Annotated in this window: 15 protein-coding genes and 1 pseudogene; 8 read left to right on the top strand and 8 right to left on the bottom strand. The window is 38.2% G+C overall.

The genetic code is table 11. From position 1 onward, the window contains the following. Positions 1-84 precede the first annotated feature (84 nt). A complete protein-coding gene (locus tag BLW16_RS22315; protein ID WP_139298386.1) occupies positions 85-489 on the bottom strand; it encodes a hypothetical protein in 405 nt (134 codons plus the stop codon). A 282-nt stretch (positions 490-771) separates the two neighbouring features. Then, a complete protein-coding gene (locus BLW16_RS22310; RefSeq protein ID WP_175470685.1) occupies positions 772-1344 on the bottom strand; it encodes a glycosyltransferase family 2 protein in 573 nt (190 codons plus the stop codon). A 227-nt stretch (positions 1345-1571) separates the two neighbouring features. On the opposite strand from BLW16_RS22310, the gene BLW16_RS22305 reads away from it, so the two are divergent. The 3 genes from BLW16_RS22305 (at position 1572) to BLW16_RS22295 (ending at position 5439) form a co-directional block, all read left to right on the top strand. After that, positions 1572-2504, top strand: a complete 933-nt coding sequence (locus BLW16_RS22305) for a retropepsin-like aspartic protease (RefSeq protein WP_090560103.1) — start codon at positions 1572-1574, stop codon at positions 2502-2504. Between the two features lie 58 nt (positions 2505-2562). Continuing rightward, a complete protein-coding gene (locus BLW16_RS22300; RefSeq protein WP_090560102.1) occupies positions 2563-3729 on the top strand; it encodes a M20 metallopeptidase family protein in 1167 nt (388 codons plus the stop codon). A gap of 174 nt (positions 3730-3903) precedes the next feature. Further along, positions 3904-5439 carry a S8 family serine peptidase gene (locus BLW16_RS22295; protein WP_175470684.1) on the top strand — a complete coding sequence of 512 codons (1536 nt, stop codon included), beginning with the start codon at positions 3904-3906 and terminating at the stop codon, positions 5437-5439. Positions 5440-5527: 88 nt separating this feature from the next. Here the strand turns inward: BLW16_RS22295 and BLW16_RS22290 are convergent, their stop codons facing one another. From BLW16_RS22290 to BLW16_RS22265, 5 genes are all read right to left on the bottom strand, one after another. Continuing rightward, positions 5528-5935: a MauE/DoxX family redox-associated membrane protein gene (locus BLW16_RS22290; RefSeq protein ID WP_090560100.1), complete on the bottom strand. Its 408-nt coding sequence runs from the start codon at positions 5933-5935 to the stop codon at positions 5528-5530. Positions 5936-6079: 144 nt separating this feature from the next. Continuing rightward, the gene (locus tag BLW16_RS22285) at positions 6080-6658 is read right to left on the bottom strand and encodes a Crp/Fnr family transcriptional regulator (protein WP_090560099.1); all 579 of its coding nucleotides are present in this window, start codon (positions 6656-6658) and stop codon (positions 6080-6082) included. A 385-nt stretch (positions 6659-7043) separates the two neighbouring features. Next, positions 7044-9422 carry a family 78 glycoside hydrolase catalytic domain gene (locus BLW16_RS22280; protein WP_090560098.1) on the bottom strand — a complete coding sequence of 793 codons (2379 nt, stop codon included), beginning with the start codon at positions 9420-9422 and terminating at the stop codon, positions 7044-7046. Positions 9423-10259: 837 nt separating this feature from the next. Next, entirely contained in the window at positions 10260-11558 is a 1299-nt protein-coding gene (locus BLW16_RS22270; protein WP_175470683.1) for a glycosyltransferase family 2 protein, read from the bottom strand. 65 nt (positions 11559-11623) lie between these two features. Further along, positions 11624-12946, bottom strand: coding sequence for a glycosyltransferase family 2 protein (locus tag BLW16_RS22265; protein WP_090560095.1), 1323 nt, complete (start codon positions 12944-12946; stop codon positions 11624-11626). Positions 12947-13544: 598 nt separating this feature from the next. On the opposite strand from BLW16_RS22265, the gene BLW16_RS22260 reads away from it, so the two are divergent. The 5 genes from BLW16_RS22260 to BLW16_RS22240 are packed head-to-tail and all read left to right on the top strand — an operon-like array spanning position 13545 to position 22939. After that, positions 13545-17183: a SusC/RagA family TonB-linked outer membrane protein gene (locus BLW16_RS22260; RefSeq protein WP_090560094.1), complete on the top strand. Its 3639-nt coding sequence runs from the start codon at positions 13545-13547 to the stop codon at positions 17181-17183. A gap of 10 nt (positions 17184-17193) precedes the next feature. Further along, on the top strand, positions 17194-18744 hold the full coding sequence (locus BLW16_RS22255) for a RagB/SusD family nutrient uptake outer membrane protein (protein ID WP_245735421.1): 1551 nt from the start codon (positions 17194-17196) through the stop codon (positions 18742-18744). Between the two features lie 60 nt (positions 18745-18804). Beyond that, positions 18805-19644 (top strand): hypothetical protein, encoded by an 840-nt coding sequence (locus tag BLW16_RS22250; protein WP_090560093.1) that lies wholly within the window; start codon positions 18805-18807, stop codon positions 19642-19644. A gap of 6 nt (positions 19645-19650) precedes the next feature. Then, positions 19651-21408 (top strand): FKBP-type peptidyl-prolyl cis-trans isomerase, encoded by a 1758-nt coding sequence (locus BLW16_RS22245; protein WP_090560092.1) that lies wholly within the window; start codon positions 19651-19653, stop codon positions 21406-21408. Between the two features lies 1 nt (position 21409). Beyond that, positions 21410-22939, top strand: a complete 1530-nt coding sequence (locus BLW16_RS22240; protein WP_090560091.1) for a S8 family serine peptidase — start codon at positions 21410-21412, stop codon at positions 22937-22939. 680 nt (positions 22940-23619) lie between these two features. Here BLW16_RS22240 and BLW16_RS24165 read toward each other — a convergent pair. Further along, positions 23620-23797: pseudogene (locus BLW16_RS24165) on the bottom strand (IS256 family transposase); the annotation flags it as partial.

Here is a 23797-nt window from a genome sequence, read left to right as displayed (position 1 = left end):
ATGGTTCTTTATTTTTCATCGCGTCCTAAGTATTACTAAATTACTTATTTTAACTCTAACTTTTTAGAGTTGACACAGTTCACTTTACAGTCTCTTTACAGTAGCCTGGATATATGGAAGATTTTTTTCTACACGGAAAATTGTATCAATGGCAGGGGACTGTCCTGCAATATATAACGTGCTGATTGGCTGCAGATCGATTGTCCTGCTGAATAAAGTTTTAGTGGTATCTGTTGAACTTACCACTTTGATCGTGTTGCTCCCGGTAAAAGCACCATACATAGCATTTGCTCCGTAAGCCAGGTCAGCCGTTTTTGAATAAGCGAAACCATTGCCTGCTCCCGGATTGACCTTTATTGATCCCGCTCCTATAGCAGCATTAATTACATTGATATTTGCTGTTCCTTTTATATCATCTTTTTCTTTCTCACAAGAACAGATTGAAAATAGCAGTATAGCCGACATTAAACTAGGTAATATTTTTTTCATGTTGTTTGGTTTATCATTAAGATTTTTTTAAGATTCAATGCTGACGCTATTGCTGAAATATAAGTGATAGGTTATAATGATCATTGTTAGCGACGTTTGCTCATGTTTAATTTCAGGACTGCCACTATTTGATGACAGCTTTGTTGACATTTCCAGATTTGTTTACTGCATATCACACTCCTTTCCTTAAAAGCTTTGGAAAAGCTCCGCAACATTATAGTATAAGTTCAATGCATACTCTCCCATAAGCACGGAAAAAATATTCATTCCCGAAGCAGCGTGTCAGCTTTCCCTGATTCTTACATTATCAGCATGAACTATTGCCAGGAAACCCTCGAAATAACCATGGGCAAATACACTTGCATTTTTATTCCTGACAAATAGGATATCTTCACCGATATGAATATTCCTGAAAGGATTTTTATTCCAGAAAGATTTACGGTAGGCAAGGGTCGCCCCGCATAGCCAGTTCCTCTTCGCGTCAGTGTTTTTTTTGATGTAATACCTATTCTCCTTAATAGAATAGAACTGGACATGACTCAGCCCGCAGATGTCAGCCTCGGCATTCAGCATTGCATTTACCTGATAGGTAATCCAGTTTGGGGCATACCAGTCGTCATCATCCCAATGCATAATAATGCTTCCCGAAGCTTTTTCACAGGCGATATTTCGCTTTGTTCCAATACTTAGCGATTGCGGCAGATAGACGTACCTGAGACAGTATAAATTTGGAATTAAATTGAGAACTGAATGAAGTCCGTCATCAATGATAATCAACTCTTTATATGGATAATCCTGTTCCAGAAAATATTTTACAGCCTTAGGAATAAATTCCTGTCTGTTGGCGGTTGGCATTATACAAGTGACTAGCGGGAGTTCCGCAACCTCAATAGTTTTTGGCCAGTAAATCTCTGGGGAACATTGGTATAATAAAGATTTGGGCATAATTTAAATTTTACTGAAGTTAAGCTGCTGCCGGATATTAAATGCGGGCAAGGGTTACAAAAGATGTGTGATGGCCAGACTGTTGAGGACAGTTAAACATCATCCCTTCAATACATTTGGATAAATAAAATCAGATAATGAAATTAAAACAGGGTATACTAATTGCCACATTATTGTTAAACGGTATAACAATTGCAAGTGCTCAGATTGCACAGATCCCTTTTGAATTCAATGGGAAACATATTTTTGTAAAGGTGCTAACCAATCAGAGTGATACGCTTCGTTATATTTTTGATACGGGTGCAACTACTGCATCCATAGATTCTGCAACAGCTGAAAGATCCGGAATCTCCAAGGATAACAGAAGAACGGTAACAGCTGAAGGATCCGGAGATTCACAAAACTACAGTATGGCGTTGCATCAGAGTTTAAAGCTGAATACTATTGAAATGAAGGATGTCAATCTTTTGATTGTCAACTTTGCTTCTCTTTCAGCTAAAATAGGTTCAAAGCTGGATGGTGTGATAGGATACGAGATCCTGAACAAGTATACTACGCAATTTGATTTTGATCAAAAAAAGATATTTCTATATGATCAGATCAAATCTGTGGATACTACAGGTTATACCGCCATTCCTTTTGAATTCAGCAAAAACATTTTGATTCCGCGCTTTCCTGTTTCCATAACCCTGACTAATGGAGAAGTTTTCACTGGTAAAGTTATGTTTGATACCGGCAGTATTTTTACGCTGGTTATCAGTTCACCATTTAGTAAATATCATAACCTGGAGCGCAAAATCGGTAAAACACACATCAGTTCAAGCACTGGGCTTAACGCAATAACAAAAGATCAGGTCGCTGTAATAAAGGGGATGTCATTTAATGGTTTTGAGTTTGGTTCAATGGATGTAAGGTTAACCCTGAATGAAAACGCAGTTTCCAAAGATGGATATCTTGGAATATTAGGAATTGAGATCATCAAACATTTCAATGTAATCGTTGATTATGCGAATAAGAAGATTTACCTAAAGCCCAACTCGGCATATCGTGACAAAATAAGTAAAGGATAGGGAGACTCATTTTGTAGCTGTTTTCTTAACTTTGTTTGTACACGTATACAGTAGCTTTATGGAGAACCAGTTATTTCAGTATCTTATAGGAATTCGTCAAAATATTCATCAACACCCTGAATTGGGTTTCAGGGAGTTCAAAACATCGGCACTTGTACAGCAGCACATGCAGGAACTTGGAATTACTTTTGAGATCCTGGCGGAAACTGGTGTATTGGCTACCCTAAAAAAGGGAGAGGGACCAACTGTTGTGCTCAGGGCAGATATGGACGCCCTTCCTGTTAAAGAAGATACTGATCTATCTTTTTCATCAGTCAATGAAAATGTAATGCATGCCTGCGGACATGATGTTCATACCACAATGCTTATTGGTGCTGCATATTTGTTGAAAGACAAGGATTTCAAAGGAACTGTTAAATTCCTGTTCCAGCCGTCAGAAGAAGGAAATCTTCGCAGTCCGGAACCTGGTAAATCCGGAGGACAAATCATTGCTGAAACAGGTAGACTTAATGATGCGAAGGCCATAATAGGCCTTCATGTTAATCCATTGATGCCGGTTGGCTCTCTGGGTTATACTCAGGGAGAGGCGCTCGCAAACGTCTGCAATTTCATTATTAGCGTACATGGGAAATCCGGTCACGCAGGGGCACTTGAACATGTGATTGATCCTGTGCTGATCAGCAGCCACCTGATTGTTGCAGCTCAGTCTATCATTTCCCATACGGCACCTACACAGCCTGCGGTAATGGCCTTTACTACAACTGAGATTGTAGGGGAACCTGCCTATAATATCATTCCGAAGACCGTCATACTAAAGGGAAGTTTGAGGGTATTGAATCTTGAAACCTACAATCTGATCGTCGATAAACTCAACACACTGATTAGAGGTATGGAAATCTCTTTCAGTTGTAAGATTACTATTGAATTTACAGCCTATTACCCGAGTTTACTCAATAATGCAGAGATCAATCTTCGACTAGTTCCTGTACAGGAGCTGATATTTGGCGATCAGGTGATACAGCAGTCCGGGCAGCTCATTGCCGAGGATTTTGCCTTTTATTCCAGAAAAGTACCATCAGTGTTTTATTTCCTGGGAGCAAAGGCTGATAGGGAAGACGTTTACTTTCTTCATCATCCCAAAGTGGTATTTGATGAAAACTGTATTCCGTTAGGATCGTTATTTCTGGCAGAATCTGCTTTGCAACTGCTTCAGGAACAATCCTGAATTGACATATAAGTTTGCCTTTAAACAGTGTCCTTAGAGACTGTTGAGGATAGCTGTTGCTTTCGTATTTATTACTTTCGCATCTAACCAAATATTCAGCTGATCAAATTTAAAATCCAGTCTTTATAGATGTATTAGAATTTGAAGGCTTCCGTGAAAATGAAAAGAAATGTAATGATTATGCTAATACTGCTGACAGGCCGTACAGTCTGTGCCCAGCAGGTGAAAATGATGATGCCGAAACCCAACTGGTATAACCTGGATTTAAAAACTGATAGCATGTTCGGTATCAGTATGGACAGGGCCTATCAGGAATTACTGAAGGGAAAGAAGCCTGAGAAAGTAATTGTCGCGGTAATCGATGGAGGCATGGATGCGGCCCATGAAGACCTGAAAAGGGTAGTGTGGACGAACCCAAAAGAGATTCCCGGCAATGGAAAGGATGACGACAAAAACGGATACATTGATGATGTTCATGGATGGAATTTTATGGGTTCGGGTAAAGATGATTTTGAATTTGATAACGATTATATTGTTCTTGAACTAAGGAAATATACAGCCAGATTTGGCGAAAAAGACAGTTCTGCCATTGCCAAAGATGATTTGCCTGAATACAGGAAATATATCTCTCAACGGAAAGAATTAACCCAAAAACTGGAAAAACTAAATAAGGATATTGAAAACTCTACCCGGTTTTTTAAGGACCTGGAGGCCGTATTGAAAAAGATTGGCAAGGAGAATCCAACGCTTGATGATTTTAACAAATTGGTCCCCGCAAATGATGCAGAAGCAAAGATCAAACAGTTTATGATTCCCGTACTTGGCAAAAATCCTGATTTCAGAACATATGTTAACCAGGCAAAGACGACATTGGAGGATAACCGGAATAAAGTTCAGTATAATCTCAATCTTCAATATGATCCGCGTGCTAAATATGCAAATGAGTATCCTCCTGTTAAAGAAGGGTTTTACGGCAACCCAAACGTTTATGGGACCGTCGCACCTGCACACGGTACACACGTGGCGGGAATAGTAGGGGCTGACAGGAATAATAACACAGGCATCAGTGGAGTGGCAGATGCGGTGCAGATCATGCCCATAAGGGCGATTCCCGATGGTTATGGCTTAGATATAGATCAGGCCAATTCCATTCGTTATGCTGCAGATAACGGGGCCAAGGTGATCAATATGAGTTTTGGTTTAAATACATTACTGGATCGTAAAGCGGTAGAAGAAGCGGTAAAATATGCTTTGAGTAAAGATATCCTTTTTATACAGGCAGCAGGGAACGGACATGAGAACCTTGATAACACCAAACGGTATCCCAGCCGGGAGAAAAAGGAAGACCAGGATTTCGTTGATGCTTTTATCAAAGTTGGCGCATCAGGTTTTGCAGATAACGAACAGCTTGCAGTTCCTTTCTCCAATTATGGTAAACAGACTGTTGATGTCTTTGCTCCGGGCCTGGGAATTAATTCTACCATACCCGGAAATGGTTATGAAGCACATAGCGGCACAAGTATGGCCGCGCCCATTGTGGCAGGATTAGCTGCAGTCATCAGGGAGTATTATCCTAAGCTGACAGCGAAACAAGTAAAAGAAATTATTGTCAAATCTGTTGTAAAAAGAGATGCATTAAGAGATTTATGTATAAGCGGAGGTGTGGTTAATGCTTTCAACGCCATTCAAATGGCGGAGAGCTACAAATAACAAAAGAGGCGGGACATCCATCCCGCCTTTCCTCATGCTCATCATTCAAAAAAACAATTATATAATTAACTATTGTATAGTTAATGTCTTAGAGCTCCATCAATATCACCCCGGCAAGAGCAATAATTGTGAGCATTATATTTACTTTAAAATGCTTATGCCATCCCATTCGGGCAAAAAGCCCTCCGCAGGCACAAGGATAGCGTTCGTAAAACTGGAATACGGCCCCACCCACGTAGAGGGTAAATATTACCATTAGGAACAATGAGGCATACATTCCAAGCAGCCGTGTTCCGGGAACCAATAAAAGAACAATAAAAGCGGTTTCAACAAGAGGCAACAGATATAAAAGTATTTTGCCTACCCAAGGCGGAAACACTTGTGTTTTGAGGGCATAGCTAAACTTATGGAAGTTAAATATTTTAGAAAATGCCGCGTAAGCCCATAGTAAGATCAATAGCCCGGTAATTAAGATGATAAAAGGATGTGGGGTCATGTTTTTATAGATTTGAGGTTAAATGACAGGGTTGATTTTCCGATTCAATAGTACCAAGTTAAGAGACAAGGGGGCAAAAAAAAAGGACAGATGACTCAAAAGATTGGTCATCTGTCCATGAAGAAACATGATTTTAGAAGGTATTTACATCCTTCGCGTTCGGTTTCTGATGCGGTTTAGGGTCTTTCTTGATATTCCCAGATAGGCCGCTATGCTTTCAACAGAAGCTTTTCTGAAAAGTGCAGGGCAATCCTTCATCAGGTGTAAATAATGCTCCTCAGGGGAGTAGGCAGCAAACTCCAGGATTCTTTTTTCGCTCATTCGCTGGTATTCATGCATGATCTTCCTGATATAGTCATTCGACTCAGGAAAGTTTTTTATAAGCTCCATTACCTGCTCATAAGATATAGAAATGAGAACACTAGGCTCCAGTAATTCTATATAAGTATCTGACGGTACCTGGTTGAAAAAACTATTGAATGATACCATCAGTTCGCCCTCATTCCAAAACCAAAATGGCACTTTTTTTTCTTCTCTGAAGATAAGTCCCATTGCTGCACCTTTTTCGATGAACCATGCTCTGTTGGATATTTGATTTGGTTTTAAAATAATCTGGCTTTTCGGATAGTATTCCCTCTTAATCATTTCGTTGAGTTTTTCTTTTAACTCAGAACGTAAAGGATATTTTCCAGCTAATAACTTGAACAATTCCTCATTTTCCATTTCATACGATAGTTTAAATATGACACGAACTATTAATTTTCAGGTGATTTGTATGTGTAATGGCCTGGCCTTACTACAAATCGGTTATAAAATATCTCAATATTTTATTTGTTATGTGGGGACCATTACGAGGTAATTCATAGGCTTTAAATAATTAATGATCAACAAAATACGAAAAATATCATTTACTTGATTTAAGATTTCTACAAAATATACTAACATTTTATTATCAAGTTGTCCGCGTATCTTATCATAATTCTTAAATATTTGCTTCAAACCCCTTATATCTATAGAAATTCAACTTTATTGCTCCAAATTCCAAAAAGATATTATGTCGTTTTTTACACCCATATATGAAGAGACATTTGTCCCATTCATAAATTCTCTATAGATTTTGTATAGTTTGATTGCCACCATGTAACTTTACCGATTTATTTTTCCATGTAAATATTCCGGTAAGCTCCTTTGGTAGCGTGATGTCTGCTTTAATTCCCTCTTTACCTTCACGTTGTAATTTTACACTGATTTGCCCTAGGGGATGAGGCATCGTCCCTTCAGCATCGGTTAATTCTCCCAAAGCTGGTTTAATCAGCACCTTGCTGAATCCCGGTGCATCAGGAACAATCCCGCATATCGTAGCCAGAAAATCATAATTTGGACTGGCACTCCAGGCATGACAATCTGAGCGTGTAGGCTCTGGTTTTTCTGCAAAGGTCGTCAGTCCTAATTTCAGCATGTCTTTCCAGGGCCTAAGTTCGCTGTAATACAGATCTGCCATATCTGCTTTCTTAAGGGCCTGAATGAGGTAAAACCGGTAGAAGAAGGTAACCTGACCTATCGACTTATCCTCAAGTAATTTCTTCATCATCTTTGGAACTTCATTCTGTGGCATCGCTCCGCTCAGGACCGCCCAGATACCCGCATGCTGACTATAGGTTAGCTGGTCCGGCGTATCCGCTATTAATCCTTTCTCAGGATTAAAGCATGACATAAACGTGTTTTGATTGAGATCTGTTGCCAGCGCTTTGTATTCCTCTGCCTGTGCAGTATGGCCAAAAGCCTTAAACAAGTCAGCTGCCTGGTCGAGTGTATATGCATATTGCAGGGTAATAATAGAAGAGTTTCCTTTATCTGAACCCGGAGCAGTGCCCCAGCCATTGAAATTATCCCAGTCTACAAAATTCCACCAGGTAAGAGGCCCGAGCATTTTCTTGTCTTTGTCTGTTCTTGCGTGATACCATTCCATGATCTCATTTACGGCCGGCAGGAACTGCTTAATAAATTCATCATCCTGTCTGTTCATCCAGTAGTCATGTATCATGGATACCCAGAATAAGGAAAACGGAGGGATGATCTGCAGGCGGTTACTCGGATAACGTCCCTGAGTTAAGCCTTCCGGTGTGCGTGAATGGTAAAAATCCAGTATGGCTTTTCTCATCAAACGATCGTCGCCGCTCATGTATAAAGAGATCAAAGCCTGAATTCTGCTGTCCCCCGTATATTGCAGCTGTTCATAATAAGGGGTATCATAATATTGTTCACCGGCACAAAGCTGGGCCGTACGCCATCCCACATTCCATATATCGTGAAGGGCGGGATCACTGCTGGAGAATGAAGCTTTCATTTCCAGAGGATAACCAGTTTTCATGCAGGAAAGATCGTTTATCAGCAAGGGTTCATCTTTAGTGGTGATATCCAGTTGTACATAACGGAATGCTCTTATCCAAAGTGGCCTGAATTTCCTGTTTTCTCCTCCGTCAGGAATGAATTCGTCATAGTTCCCTTTTATCTCTTTATTTTCTATTTCATTTCTATTTCCTTTATTTCCCGCGGCATCAAACAGGGATTCTGCGTAGGTGAGTTTAATTATTGCACCTTTCCCCTGGGCCACAGTTAATTCCGGATAGGCAACAGTATTTACTGAATTATCTAATAAAATACTAACGGTTTGATGAGCAGGGATTTCTAACCTACTTTTTCCCAGGAGGAAATCATTATTTACGTTCATACCGGAAGCCCGCCGCAGATAGGGGAAACGTGACAGATGCTCTTCAAAGAAGGGAATGCTTCTGGGCGCTAAGGTCCAGCGGTTATCGGTTCCATAACCAACCGGGTCAGGATGTGTTATTTCCTTTGCGTTTTCCCATGAAGAATCATCATATCCCGGATTTTCCCAACCCCAAAGATATTGAGTGCCGTCAACCCTGTCTCCCGGGCCTACTACCATATAAGCTTTTAATCTTTCACCGTTATCTACTGAGCAGGGAGTATAAGCTTTGCTTTTCATCACTTTCCAATCATGATTAGTGTTGACGATTTTTTCTGATTCGGTATTTCCCTGAACAACGAAGGCTGTCTGATTAGATATTTGCCCTACCGCAGCAAGATCACCCATATTCCAAACCAAAGCGGCTATCGTATTTTTCCCTGCTTTTAAGAAGGGTGCTATATTTACGGTTTCATAAAACCAGTTGAATAAGTCTCCTCTTGCGGGGCCGGAACAAACTTGATTCCCATTAACAAAGAAGCGATAGCGGTTATCTGCACTTATATTCACATAAAATGAAGTGGGAATAGCTGTAAGTGTGAAGCTTTTTCTGAAATGATAGATTCCATATTCACGCTGCTGGGTGTTGGGATGACTGACCCAAAAAGCAGACCAGGAGCCATTTAATAATTGGGGATTTACTTGTGTAGTTTGACCCTTGGCTACACACATCCCGATCAGAATGCAGAGCATAACTAGATTGATTTTGAATTTCATAAGTCCTATGTTTAGGAATAGGTTAAGGTTATATTTGGTTTTGCCTTGTCTACAACTTATATGTGTAAATTGGCGCGGCTAAACTACATAAATATTTAAACTTTAACTACTTAGGTTATGAAATGAATGTGAGTTTTTAGTTCAAAATGTTTCAGTTTGAAAAAAATAATTGATTGTGATTTTTTAAAAGCATTTAGCAAATGCTGATTATTTTTTATTTTTTTTCGAATTGGATTAATAAGATCTCAAATCAGTTTGTTTTTATACCAAATTAGTTCCATGAAGCTGTTAATATTAGATTAATTTTATTTAATACCATAAATAAGCAAAAAGTATTTTGCTGATATAAAGCTTCCGGAAATATTATTCTTCCCGGAAACTTATTTTTAAATTAACTCGCTTTCATATACAGGTAGAATTTAGATCCTGCCGGCATTTGTGGTTGCGCCAGTGATGTTACTAAACCATCTGCAATATATTGCTGTAAATTTGCAGAGAAAGGTGAGGTAGGATTAATTCCGCAGGCAGGTGCATAAATTGCGCATAAAACCGGTCCATTCACGCACGTAGGTTTAATTCCCGGACTCAATCTTCTCCAGTTTGTATTTAATAATGGGCTGGGGTTTGTCCCAGGCAGCCAAGCATACCAACATCTCATAATAAACAATGCTTTTTTACTAAAAAACATTAGAAAAATTTATGTTTTGCCTACTCAATCTCAGGGCTTTCGGCTTCTCCCTGCTCAATTTAACTAAAAATTGATACTTCGCAATTTACCTGATTTATTGAGTTGTAAATAAGCCAGAATCCCCAAAAATTTTAAGAGCAGAATGAAGATTATTTTTTCGAATCTGTTTGTTTTGTGGCTGGATCTTCAAACTGTTTAACACTTGTGTTATGAGCATGAAGGGTAGCTATGAATCCCTGATAATAATTATGAGCATATACATTGGCTTCTGAGCTTCTGACAAAATCATCATCTTCTTTAATTTTCATGTCTTTAAAAGGGTGCTTCTCCCAAAAAGATTTCCAGTAAGCTAATGTTGCTCCAGATAGCCAGGGTCGTTTAGAATTCAGGTTTTTAGACATCCAGTATTTATCTTCGATAGGTGAGTAAAACTGCACTTGATCAAGGCCGCAAATGTCAGCTTTTGAATTACGTAACTCATCTACCTGGTAAGTGATCCAATCTTCGCTATACCAGTCGTCATCATCCCAATGCATAATAATTATACCAGCGGCTTTTTGGCAGGCATAATTACGTTTAAACCCGATACTTTCAAATGGATTTGTATAGAAGTATCTTATGTTATATAAATTGGGTACTATATCCTTTATCGGAATTGTGCCATCGTCAATAATGATCAATTCTTTATAAGGATAGTTCTGCTTTAAAAAGTTATTTATGGCGGAAGGTATAAAATTTGCTCTATTTGCTGTTGGCATAATACAACTTACAAGAGGTAAATCGGAATTTATAGTAGGGTTGAAGATCTCAACTTTTCTCTCCGGATATTCAATTTCTTTCCACCACTTAGTGATTTGGATCTTTTCTTTCGGATCTTCATATGGGTTGATACCAATATTTGTATGGTGAACAATAGCTATGTAACCGTTGGTATAATGATGTGCATATATTTTTGCTCCTGAATTCCAGATAAAATTGTTGTCTTCTCCGGCTTGCATATCCTCAAATCTATGATCTGACCAGAATGATCTCCAATAGGCCAAAGTGCCGCCATATACCCAGGGTTCATCTTCTTCACCGGCCTTATACGTCCAGCTTTCGTTTTCCAGGGGCATCAAATATGTAATCTCGCCCAGGCCGCAAATATCCGCTCCGGAACGGATTAAGGATGAGACCTGCTGACTCACCCAGTCCGCGGCATACCAGTCGTCGTCATCCCAATGCACAATTATTTCTCCAAGAGCTTTTTCGCAGGCGTCATTACGCTTGTTACCAATACTCCGGCGTATTTCATTATAAAAATATTTAATAGTAGAATTCGAAGGAATCAAAGAAGCGACAGATTCTTCCCCATCATCAATAATGATCAATTCTATATTTGGATAGTCTTGCTGTAAAAAGTAATCAATTGCCAGCGGAACAAGATTTTTTCTATTGGCAGTAGGCATAATGCAGGATACAAGAGGTCGGTTCATGTTAATATATTTTGCTGGTTCAAGGTAAGATCATAGCATTAGTTATTTCCCGGACGTTTTGTCTCCGCATCTTCAAATTCCTTTATACTCGTATTATACGGATGTAGGGTTGCTATAAAACCTTCATAATAATTGTGGGCACATACTAATGCTCCGGAGGTTCTGATGAAATCATCATCTTCCATTAGTTTCATATCTTTAAATGGATGTTTTTCCCAGAATGATTTCCGGTAGGCAAGGGTAGCGCCAGATAACCAGGGCATTTTGGAATTAAAATTTTTTGTCATCCATGTTTTATTTTCGGTAGGGGAGTAGAACTGAATTTGATTGAGTCCACAAATATCAGCACCGGAGTTGCTCAATGTTTCTACCTGGCAACTAATCCAGTCTTTTGCATACCAATCATCGTCGTCCCAGTGCATAATAATTGATCCGGTTGCTTTTTCACATGCGTAATTGCGTTTCGTTCCTATGCTTCCTAAGGGTTCTGAATAATAATACTTGATCGTCTTTATATTGGGAATAAGATGGTCTACGAGTACTTGGCCATCATCTATAATAACTAGTTCCCTGTAAGGATAATTTTGCATTAAGAAGTTATCAATAGCCGATGGAATGAAGTTTGCTCTGTTTGCTGTAGGCATAATGCAGCTCACCAATGGTAAATCCCCGTTACTACCAGGGATGAAAAGCGGTTCTCTTGTTAATGGGGCTGCTAATTTTGTCCACCATTTCATTTGTTGCAGCTTTTCTTTTGGGTTTTCATAAAGCTCCACTCCGGCATTTGTTTGATGGATGGTTGCTAGATAGCCGTTGGAATATAAATGAGCATGTATTTTACCTCCTGAATTCCAGACAAAGGCATTATCTTCGCCAGCTTGCATGTTCTCAAATTTATGTCTTGCCCAGAAGGATTTCCAATAGCATAGTGTTCCACCATATACCCACGGTACTTCATTAACAGGATCAGTGTATGTCCATCTTGTATTTTCTATAGATGAAAGAAAATTGATTTGGCTAAGCCCACAGATATCTGCTCCTGAGTTTACTAAAGCATCAACCTGACGGCTTACCCAATCCGGTGCATACCAATCATCATCATCCCAATGAACAATGATTTCTCCTCTGGCTTTTTCGCAGGCCCTGTTTCTTTTATCTCCAATAATACTGGGTGTTTCATCGTACCAATACTTGATCTTATTAGTTATCGGTACGATAGGAGATATAGGTTCTTCTCCATCATCTATAATTATCAACTCAATATTTGGATAGTCCTGATGTAAAAAGTAATTGATAGCCAGCTGGCTATATGATAACCTATTTGCGGTCGGCATGATGCAAGAGACAAGTGGATATTTCATTAATGCTTTATTACTATTCCGATTTCATTTTGAAAAAAATTAGTATACAGAAGGCTTGCTTTCCCATTTGAATATTTGGTTTATTAATTACTGCACAAGTTACTGGTTCTAAAATGTGATAATAAGGACAAAAGCCTCAAAATATTTGAGATGATCAACTGATAATTATTTTTTTTCATGAATAGGACATCATCCCTTTTTGCTATACTTTATAGATATAACATTCAGGATTCCCAATAATCAGAAATGCAAGATATAGTAGTTCGCCCAAAATATACATATAACAATTATCTACCGGCTTTTTCGTCTTGCTGCCCTTTTGCGTTTAAGGGTGGCTTGCGAAAGGCGAAGTTAATGCGCAGATCGGATCAAATTAAAAGAGTAGAAGTAACTGAAATGGTTCATTTCTACATAGAAAGGAGGTGTATCAAAAATGGAATGAAAATTACCAAATCTTAAAAGCCATTTAAAGTCAGGGATGCTTGAAACACCCCCAACTTTTTTGGTCTAGTAACCAATCAACACAAACAACCAATTACTAACGCAAAGTGCCGAAACCTAGCCGTCAGGGTTCTTTGCAAAACCATCGAACAAAAGTATGAAATTTTATACTCAATATCCAGCCCGCTATTGCAGTAGGCTGTCTAAAATTTTATTGGTAATGCGACTAATATTTTTAATACTGCTTTCAGGACTTATGCAGGTGCATGCCAAAACCTACGGGCAACAGTTCAGTTTGAAAAATCAAAGCATTTCGATTAAGGAAGTGTTTAAAGCAGTTAAAGTACAAACCGGGTATGATATATTATGGCAACCCGGTAAACTGGATGCAAGCAGGAAAATAAATGCCAACTTCAATAAATCCTCTTTATCAGAGGTCATACAGGCTTGCCTAACCAACAGCCTGACTTTTACTATTGAAGATAAAAGTATAGTCATTAAGCCCGTTAAGGAGGAGAAAGGCTTGATCAACAATTCTTATATAGTGCAGGATTCTTTGGTGTATAAGGGAACTGTTAATGATGAAAAAGGTAAACCACTGCCCGGAGCAACTGTAAAAATTGTGGGTGGCACTAAAACTACTTTTACTAATTCTTCCGGGGACTTTTTGATTTATGCAACAGCTAAAAGTAGCATAAGAATTTCGTATTTGGGGTATCTAAGTAAGGAAATTAGTTTAGCAGGATTGAATGCCGGACAAGCAATAAAAACGTCGATGATACCTGGTACAAACAACCTGGGCGAGGTGAATATTGTAAGTACTGGTTACCAGGATTTAGCGAAGGAGAGAGCTACAGGCTCTTTTGAGGTAATTACTAAAGAACAGTTACAGCATAGTTCAGACCCAAATTTATTACGGAGGCTTGAGGGGATTACGACAAGTATGAACTTCAATAATAATTTAACTCCCACAAATTCCAGTGTATTAGGACAATCCCGTAAATCTCCGCTTACAAACTTAACGATTAGAGGGAAAAATACACTGGATCCTAATAATATTCAAAATTCAAGTGGCCAGGTGCTCGTCGTGATTGACGGAATTGCAAGTCCATATTCTATTGACCTGGTAAATCCAAACGATGTAGAGAGCATTACAGTATTAAAAGATGCAGCGGCGGCATCAATCTGGGGTTCAAGAGCGGCCAATGGAGTGATTGTCATTAAAACAAAAAAAGGTAGTTATGAGCAACCCTTACGCATATCCTTTAATACCAATGTAAACGTCACCGAAAAGATGAATCTTTTTTATAAGAAGTATATGAGTACTTCTGAGTTTATTGATGCCCAAATTTTTCAATATGATGCGTCTAAGACTTCATTAGGAGTACCATCTTCAATTAATTTGCCACAAAGACTAGCCTCCCCAGTTGCTGAAATTCTTGATTTACAGAAACAGGGGAAGATTGACGCTGCCGAAACCAACAGACAGTTGGATGCACTTCGAGGTAACGATATTAGAAAGGATTACGACAAATACCTACTGCGTGATGCTGTTACCCAGAGTTATTCGCTAGGGTTGGATGGAGGTTCGAAACGTATGGCTTATCGTATATCCGGAGCGTATGATAACATATTAAACAACACTAAATATTCATCTGCCGAACGGATTGTACTCAATTTTAATACTTCCTTCAGGCCACTTAAAAATCTGGAACTACAGGCCAATCTAAGTTATAATGAGCAACGTAATCAGGATCAGGCCGGGGAAAATTCACTTACAGCTTCATTCGGTAATGGTTATTATCCATATACTCGTCTGGCAGATGATAATGGAAATCCTCTGGCTGTTCCATTCGTTTATCGCCCCGCTTACCTAGATTTATTAACATCCACATATGGAAGTAGTCTTTTAGATCTGAGGTTTAAGCCTCTGGAAGATGTGAAAGAAGGATATAATCGTAATATTAGCAGGTCACTTAATTTTAATTTGGGAGCCATATATAAAATTAGCAACATACTTTCAGTTAATGCCACCTACAATGACAATCGGGGACGGAATGACAATGAGATTTTGTATAAACAAAATTCATTTTACATGCGCAATTTGATCAATACTTTTACGGATCCTAGTACCCTTACAAAACAAGTTCCTTTGGGTGGAATGTTTTTACCGTTATTAAGCACTACAAGTAACCAGACTTTGAGAGGGCAATTGAACGCGAATAAAAACTGGGGAGAAAAACATAGCTTAAATGCAATTGCGGGGATAGATGTCAACCAGACTTATTCCTATTCACGCGGAGAACAGTATCTGGGTTATAACGATAAAGCTTTAACTAGCGTCGATAGAATTGATTATGTAAATTATCTGAATATTATGTTCATTGATCCTGATATTGGTATCGGAGCAGATCAAATACCTGTCAGGGCGAGCGGAATTTCTGATCAAAAGATTAGAACTTACAGTTTGTATGCAAATGCAGCCTACAGTTATTTAGGCAGATATATTTTTTCGGGCAGTGTACGTAAGGATGCTTCCAGCGAATTTGGGGTAGGTACAAATAAAGGCGGAACGCCATTTTATTCGATGGGTGCTAGCTGGAATATTGCTAAAGAACCTTTTTATCAATTGAATTGGTTGCCGCGGTTACAATTACGAAGCACCTTTGGTTATAATGGGAACGTAAATTCAAAAATTTCGGCGCGTCCCGTTATCTTACACCAACTTTTTCTGGCACCTAACGGTTTACCATTTGCAGTTACAGGATCTGATCCAAGTAACTCACAACTGCGTCCGGAGAAAACGTCAATTACAAACTTTGGCTTAGATTTCGGGATCAGGAATAATAGAATTTCAGGTAGTATTGAATATTACAACAAGCGCACTACAGATTTGATAGCTGACAATACGATAGATCCAACCACCGGTTTTAATCGGCCAACTTTTAACATAGCTAGTCTGCATGGATGGGGAACAGACATTACTCTGAATTCAATTAATTTTCAAAATAATGTATTTAGCTGGACAAGCAGCTTTCTTTTTAGCTCTAACCGGGTAAAAGTGTCTAAACTTTTCTCTGCCAGTGCTAATACAGCTTTAGATGTAGTGGTAGGAGGAATATCATATAGTGAAGGATATGATTTATCTAGGATGTTTGCTTTTCGCTGGGCAGGATTAGACCCAAATACGGGCGAGCCCCGGGGCTTTGTTAACGGACAACCCATTACTATTTCCGCAACATCTTCAGGAAGCGATGCATGGAACAGTATACTAGCGGCGCCAATTTCATCCACTAAATATTTTGGTTCATTGGTACCAGTATATTTCGGTTCGTTACGTAATAGCTTTAACTATTCAGGCTTTATGGTATCAGTAAATCTGCTATATAAATTTGGTTATTATTTTAGAAGACCGTCTTCGGAAATTGTACAATATGGTCAATTGTTCAATAGCAATAGGCTACAAGGAGCTGAATATAGTAGAAGATGGCAAAAGCCTGGTGATGAGTTATCTACTAATGTGCCGTCACTTAAATATCCCGCAAGCGGAATAAAAGATAATTTTTATTATTATTCGGACATCAATGTACTAAAGGCTGATCATATAAGGCTGCAGGAGATTAATTTATCTTACACTTTTAAAAACCATAACTGGTTTATTAAAAACCCTAGGATATACACGAATATTTCTAATCTGGGAGTGATCTGGCGGGCGAATAAATATGGATTAGATCCGGATATTAATGATTATCCTAATCCAAGAACATATGCTTTGGGATTAAGTGCTAACTTCTAATTGAATATTTATGAAAACTATGGCTTGTATAACACTCAATAAAAAGTTTAAAAGTACTTTGTTATTTACAACGATTTTATTATTCTCGGGTTTTAACTTTTCGTGTGAAAAATTTGTAGATATTAAAAAGAACAGTTCACAGAGTCTGATCGAGACTGCGGATGATTGCCAGCAAATTCTGGATAATTATTCACAGATGAACACACTTTACCCCAGTGATGGAGAACTTTCTGCCGACGATTATTATCTTGGTGAAGAAGGGTATTTAAATCCTGATGTGGGACAAGAAGAACGTAACTTGTACGCATGGATGCCAACAGCTATCCGTGGTTCCGCTTCCCAATGGCAAAGTGCTTATCTCATTGTTTATCACGCGAACCTTGTGCTGGAAACTGTTGAAAAACTGAAAGGTAGTGCAGACCAGTCTATTTTAGACGGTTTGCGGGGATCTGCATTGTTTTTTAGATCTTTTGCATTTTGGCAAGTAGCTCAACTTTATGCTAAACCTTATACTATTGCAACAGCCTTACAAGATCCGGGAATTCCTTTACGCTTGAACTCTGACATTAATGGGGTGTCGTCAAGAGGTACTGTTTCCCAGACTTATGAAAGAATTATCCAGGACTTACAGGAAGCAGTTACATTATTGCAACCCACCTCCATTGTGTCATCGAGGCCTAATAAAGCAGCAGCTTATGCTATGCTTGCACGCACTTATTTGTCGATGGAAGATTATCCACAGGCATTGATTAACGCAAATTTAGCATTACAAATCAATAGTACATTGGTAGATTATAACACAATTAATAGAGATGTATTTGTACTTTTCAGTCCAAGATTCAGTAGTAAAGAAGTGATTTTTCATTCTGTTACCTCCCTTGCGCCTATTTTAAATCCGGGCTCTGCAGCGAATAATGTAGCAAAGATTGATCCCTCACTGGTTGCTTCCTATGCAAGTAACGATCTTAGAAGTGTGCTCTTTTTAAAACAAAATACCAGTAATGTTAACGTTCCTGACACACCGGGTTCTTCCGATTCTACGTCTGTCACAGCTAACGATGGGACCTACCGTTTTACTGGAAACTATGAGCCTAATACCAGGTCCATCTTCTTTAATGGGTTGGCTGTGGATGAATTATATTTGATTAGGGCTGAATGTTATGCAAGAGCCAATAATGTGACTGCAGCTTTAGGAGATCTGAATACCCTTTTATCTTCCAGGTGGAATAACACCAGTGTTTACCAGCCTATCGTCGCAACCAATGTTGATGACGCTTTAAGCAAAGTATTAATAGAAAGAAGGAAGGAATTGTTAATGAGGTCATTACGTTGGACTGATCTGAGAAGATTAAATCATGATGCACGATTTAAAAAAGATCTGGTTAGAAAGGTGGTGAGAATTACACCTAAGGTTATAGGTTCAATATCCACCGGATACATCATATCTTTTGACTATCCTGCTATAGCCACATATAGCTTACCGGCAAATGATTTAAGATATACATTGTTAATTCCTAACGAGGTGATAATTAACTCTAGTTTAACTCAAAATCCCCGCTAAACCATCAGCCCTGTATCACAAGATAATAGTTATGATACAGGGCTTTGAATTTTTATAGTTATGAAATTAAGAATAGTTTTATTGCCATTGTATTTATTTAGCTCCATAGGTCTTTATGCGCAGCAAAAGGATATGCCAGATAGCATATATCGAAGACCATTGTTTGATTTTGATATCATTAGGCCGGTATTTAAATTTAATAAAGAACAGCAAAGTAATACAAATCGTTTTCTTCGTTATTCCGTTTTGACTGGGTACAGGGAAGGGGTGGAACCCATAAAGGGATGGGCTAATTTTGCGGGATATACCGATACCTTAACTGGTACCCGCAGATTGTATATGTTTAATTTATCAATCGAGGAAATGCTAACCCATGGTATGAAAAAAACAAGTCAGGTCCTTTTAGAAGTTAAGGATCCTTCTAAATATCGCTATGATTCTACTCAAGGTTCAAAAGATGCTTGGCTGAAGAAAAATGCACATTGTTACGAATTACTATTGCCCGTAAGTGCCATAACCTCATCTAAACAATTGGAAGATGATCTTGCAAAAACCTTAGGAGTAAGATTTGGTATTGAAAAGCGTTTCGTCAACGCATTGGTATTAATAAGGACATCTAATAAGGATAAAATTAAAAGTTCTGGTAAAGAAAAACCGGAAACAGATATGAAGACATATTTTAGAAATGTATTAGTAAATTATTTGGCTTATCCATTAATGGACGCGGATATGCCACCTATGGTAGATGAAACCGGATACAAGGATCATGTTGATTTGATATTAAATATTAGCGATTGGAAAGATCTTGTAGCTGTTCGTAAAGCACTCCGGAAATATGATCTGGACTTAAAAGAAGAAAAAAGAGAATTAGAAATGTTTGTGATTACTGAGATCAGATAAATAACAATGAAATCAAAATATATTTTAATATTAGCTCATTTGCTAATTATTTCCAGTGCATCCGCGCAGTCTATAAAAAATTTGAGTATAGGCGATCATTTACCTGATTTTGTGGTTAAGAAAATTATAAATTATCCGAAAAGAAGCGCTAAGACGTCTGATTTTAAAAACCAGTTATTGATCCTTGATTTTTGGGCAACAAGTTGCAGTGGCTGTGTATTTGCTTTGCCGAAAATGGAAAAGTTGCAAAAACAATTCGCTAATAAAATTATAATTCTTCCCGTGACTTATGAGTCCAAGTCTCTAACTTCTAGCTTCTGGAGAAGTAATAAATATACTAAAAACTTAAAAATCCCATCTGTTGTTGAAGACAAGCTTTTCTCTACATATTTCAAGCACAAGACGATTCCGCATGAAGTATGGGTATATAATGGAAAAGTGATAGCGATCACTACACCGGATTATGTTAATGCAGAACAAATTAAAAAAGTATTGACAGGTGAACCTATAAATTGGCCTGTTAAATATGATTTTTATAGGTTTGATGGGTCTAAACCACTGTTTGCTACGGATACGAATCAAATTGATCTTACTTCTACCTCACTAAAATATGCGGCTATCAGTGACTATAAAGAAGGTATAAATTCTGAAGGATTGACTGGTGGGTCTGATATTTTAAGAGATTCTGTGAAAAAGATTGTTCGTGCTTATTTTCTGAATCAACCTATTTATACTTCATATCTGCTCAACTGGATGATAGTAAAGCCTATGAATAACCTTGTAAAACCAGGTATATTAGTTGCACCCAACCAGATCGTATGGGAAGTAGCTGACCGGTCAAAATATCTATTTGATCCAAAACTCAGTTATCAGCAGGAATGGATAAGAAAAAATGGAATTTGCTTCGAGTCAGTCAATCCTGATACAGGACAGACAGATCAACAAGTACACCAGACGATTATTTCGGATCTGGATCGTCTTTTAGGTCTCTATGTGAGATGGGAGAAGCGAAAGGAAAAAGTGTGGATATTGAGAAAATTGGATGGAGGAAAAAATAAACTGCAAAAAAAGGGTACTGATAAAATTGAAGAACTCTCCACTGGAGGACTAGTTTATTTTTTAAATCAACAGGAAAATAATCCATATGTTTTTGATGAAACCGGAATTGATAAAAAATTACCCCTATACATTAGCTCTTGGACTAATCTGCCCGAAATTGCTGCTGAATTAAATGATTACGGACTGAAGCTGGAAGAACAAGAGCGGGAAATTGATAAATTGATTTTTACTGAAATAGATGCCGGGATGCTGGTAGACGGACAAATGCAACGGGAGTTTAAAGCGAAAAGGGATGCAAAAATAAATCTGACTGAAATAATACCTATAGAAAATCAGACTTTCCTGGAAAATAATAAAAAACAGCTTGGTATAAAGGTAACAACTTCTGGCTTACAATATAAAATATTGAAGGAAGGAACAGGACCAAAGCCTGTACCAGGATGCAAGATTGTTGTACATTACACTGGCGCATTAATAAACGGAAAAATATTTGATAGTTCTTTTGAGAATGGTAAAGCGTCTATTTTTCCCATAAATGATGTCATTCCTGGTTGGATGGAAGCATTACAATTGATGAATAAGGGATCGAAATGGATGTTATATATTCCGGCATCTCTGGCATATGGAACAGGTACCGCGCACGGAAAGCTTCCACCCAATAGCACATTAATCTTTGAACTCGAATTACTTCAAATCCTTCCCTAATATGAAACAAACTAAATATTATTTATACGTGATATTAGTACTACTTCTTTTTTCTGGTTTGTCTAGTGCGCTTGCGCAGCAGGCTGCGCTACCCAAGTCTAATTGGCAAAACCTGGATTTAAAAACAGACGGAGTATTTGGAATGAGTACAGAAAAGGCATATCTTGAAATTTTGAAGGAAAAGAAAGTAGTTCCGGTAGTCGTAGCCATTATAGACGGCGGGGTTGATATTGAACACGAAGATTTGAAGCCAATAATATGGACTAATTCTAAAGAAATTGCAGGTAACGGAAAAGATGATGATGGTAACGGGTATATCGATGATGTTCATGGATGGAACTTTTTAGGATCCAGTAAAGGAAGTTTTCATTTTGATAATATAGAACTTGTTCGCTTACTTCGTAAAGCGATTAAAAAAGATTCTACATCTGATGAAACAAAAAGACTTCAAACAGAGTTGGATCAAAAAATACAAGCTTTGAAATCAGGACTAAATACAATTGAATATCAACGTCATGTATTATTAGGGATTTTAAAAAAAATGGGGAAGCCATCCCCAACTGAAGCAGAATTCAGGAAATATCATTATCAAAATGATGAAGAGGCAAAAGTGCTTATCTTGATAGTCAGAGGATTGAAAGATGATGCTAAATACCTGAAAACCGTTGAAGATAAATATAACCAGTATAAGGATCAAATTAAGTACCTGGTAAATATCAATTATGATCCTCGTGCGGAAAATCCTGAATACAAAATGAATAATTATGGTAATGAAAATGTTAAAGGATCAGAACCAAGTCACGGGACTCATGTTGCAGGCATCATTGCGGCTATCCGCGATAACGGATTGGGTATTAAAGGAGTCGCTGCTCCGGTTCAACTTATGGTTCTACGTACAATTCCGGAAGGTGATGCATTGGACAGTGAAGTGGCAAATTCGATTCGTTATGCTGTTGACAATGGTGCCAAAGTGATTAATATTAGTATTAGTAAAATGGAATCCCCGCAGCGTCAACTAGTAGATGAGGCAGTACAATATGCTATGGAAAAAGATGTATTAGTTGTCCATTCAGCTGGTAACGATGGGAAAAAGGAAGAGACAGAGTCTGATTTTCCTAGGCGTGAATATGAAAAGGGTGGCATGGCAGAGGCTTGGATTGAGGTAGGAGCTTCAGGGTGGAGGGATGATGAAAGCCTATTGTCGTGGTTTACTAATTATGGAAAACAAACAGTGGATGTTTTTGCCCCCGGAGTAGCCATCTTTTCTACTTTTCCAGAGAATAATTATAAATATGAAAATGGAACCAGTATGGCTACACCTATGGTTTCAGGATTGGCAGCTTTAATTAGAGCTTATTATCCTAAATTAACTGCGGTTCAAATAAAGAATATTATTCTTAAGTCAGTCATTAAGATTAATCATAAAGTCAAAAGCAGGGATGGTGAAAATTTGAATTTTTCTGAGCTGTGTAGTTCAGGAGGGATTGTCAATGTATACAGTGCTATGCGGATGGTGGAAAATATAAAATAACCGATATAGAAACCAATTACCCCTTAAATTTTGAGTTTTCAGGGGTAATTGGTTCCTAATTAAAGCGATTAGCTTTTCAGGTAAACAAAGAATTTGCCTGTTACGGGTTGTGCCGCATTTGTAGATAAACCATTTGTAATATAGTTACTTAACCTATTACTTAATGAAGGAAGGATTGTTGGTGCGGCAGCGCCAGTAGGAACACTTGAATAGACTGAACAGATTGTTGAGCCTGTAACACAAGTTGGCTTAATTGTTGATAATCTGTAGTTAGCAGGAAGTGTCGGGCTAGGATTCGCACCTGGGACGTAGTTATACCAATATCTAGGCATGTTACATACAATGCTTTTATATATCAAAAAGCATTAGAAAACTTTAAGTTAATGCCTACTCTTTTACAGGGTTTTCGGCTTACCCCTTTTTCCAATTTAAGGAAGACTTTATACATATTTACTATCGTCATCATAATATAGAGAATAAGGTGATTTATGATTATTGACAGTGAGTTATGCTTCCTCTTGTTATAGATGATCATCTAATTACAATACTAAGTTAGCATCAAACTCGGTCTTATAAAAGGCCAAAAGGCTCAAATAGAATATAGATATTATATTTTTTATTCGGTTTAGGGAGTGTAAAGTGAACTGTGTCAACACCACTTCTTCTTAGGTAGAGGCGGATCAGCCTCCACCTAAGAAGAAGTCGCCGAAGGCTTTAAGCCGTTCCCCAAATTTAATATACAATTGGGACATTGTCAAACTCCAGTTGTGCATTGGCATCGTCCACTTCTTAGATAGCTCTCTGAAGGCTAAATATACTAGCTTTAGCAGTGCCTGATCTGAGGTGAAAGCACCTTTG

This window comes from Pedobacter hartonius, assembly GCF_900107535.1.
Taxonomy (GTDB): domain Bacteria; phylum Bacteroidota; class Bacteroidia; order Sphingobacteriales; family Sphingobacteriaceae; genus Pedobacter; species Pedobacter hartonius.
The sequence above is the reverse complement of the archived record's forward strand: the minus strand, read 5'-3'. Positions and strand labels throughout refer to the sequence as shown.

What these genes read in the sequence shown, in the direction of transcription:
- BLW16_RS22260 (WP_090560094.1), top strand. Translation starts at nt 13,545, where the DNA reads ATGAAATTTTATACTCAATATCCAGCCCGCTATTGCAGTAGGCTGTCT.
- BLW16_RS22270 (WP_175470683.1), bottom strand. Translation starts at nt 11,558, where the DNA reads ATGCCTACTGCCAATAGAAAAAATCTTGTTCCGCTGGCAATTGATTAC.
- BLW16_RS22305 (WP_090560103.1), top strand. Translation starts at nt 1,572, where the DNA reads ATGAAATTAAAACAGGGTATACTAATTGCCACATTATTGTTAAACGGT.
- BLW16_RS22285 (WP_090560099.1), bottom strand. Translation starts at nt 6,658, where the DNA reads ATGGAAAATGAGGAATTGTTCAAGTTATTAGCTGGAAAATATCCTTTA.
- BLW16_RS22240 (WP_090560091.1), top strand. Translation starts at nt 21,410, where the DNA reads ATGAAACAAACTAAATATTATTTATACGTGATATTAGTACTACTTCTT.
- BLW16_RS22310 (WP_175470685.1), bottom strand. Translation starts at nt 1,344, where the DNA reads ATGCCAACCGCCAACAGACAGGAATTTATTCCTAAGGCTGTAAAATAT.
- BLW16_RS22265 (WP_090560095.1), bottom strand. Translation starts at nt 12,946, where the DNA reads ATGAAATATCCACTTGTCTCTTGCATCATGCCGACCGCAAATAGGTTA.
- BLW16_RS22245 (WP_090560092.1), top strand. Translation starts at nt 19,651, where the DNA reads ATGAAATCAAAATATATTTTAATATTAGCTCATTTGCTAATTATTTCC.
- BLW16_RS22300 (WP_090560102.1), top strand. Translation starts at nt 2,563, where the DNA reads ATGGAGAACCAGTTATTTCAGTATCTTATAGGAATTCGTCAAAATATT.
- BLW16_RS22250 (WP_090560093.1), top strand. Translation starts at nt 18,805, where the DNA reads ATGAAATTAAGAATAGTTTTATTGCCATTGTATTTATTTAGCTCCATA.
- BLW16_RS22295 (WP_175470684.1), top strand. Translation starts at nt 3,904, where the DNA reads ATGATTATGCTAATACTGCTGACAGGCCGTACAGTCTGTGCCCAGCAG.
- BLW16_RS22280 (WP_090560098.1), bottom strand. Translation starts at nt 9,422, where the DNA reads ATGAAATTCAAAATCAATCTAGTTATGCTCTGCATTCTGATCGGGATG.
- BLW16_RS22290 (WP_090560100.1), bottom strand. Translation starts at nt 5,935, where the DNA reads ATGACCCCACATCCTTTTATCATCTTAATTACCGGGCTATTGATCTTA.
- BLW16_RS22315 (WP_139298386.1), bottom strand. Translation starts at nt 489, where the DNA reads ATGAAAAAAATATTACCTAGTTTAATGTCGGCTATACTGCTATTTTCA.
- BLW16_RS22255 (WP_245735421.1), top strand. Translation starts at nt 17,194, where the DNA reads ATGAAAACTATGGCTTGTATAACACTCAATAAAAAGTTTAAAAGTACT.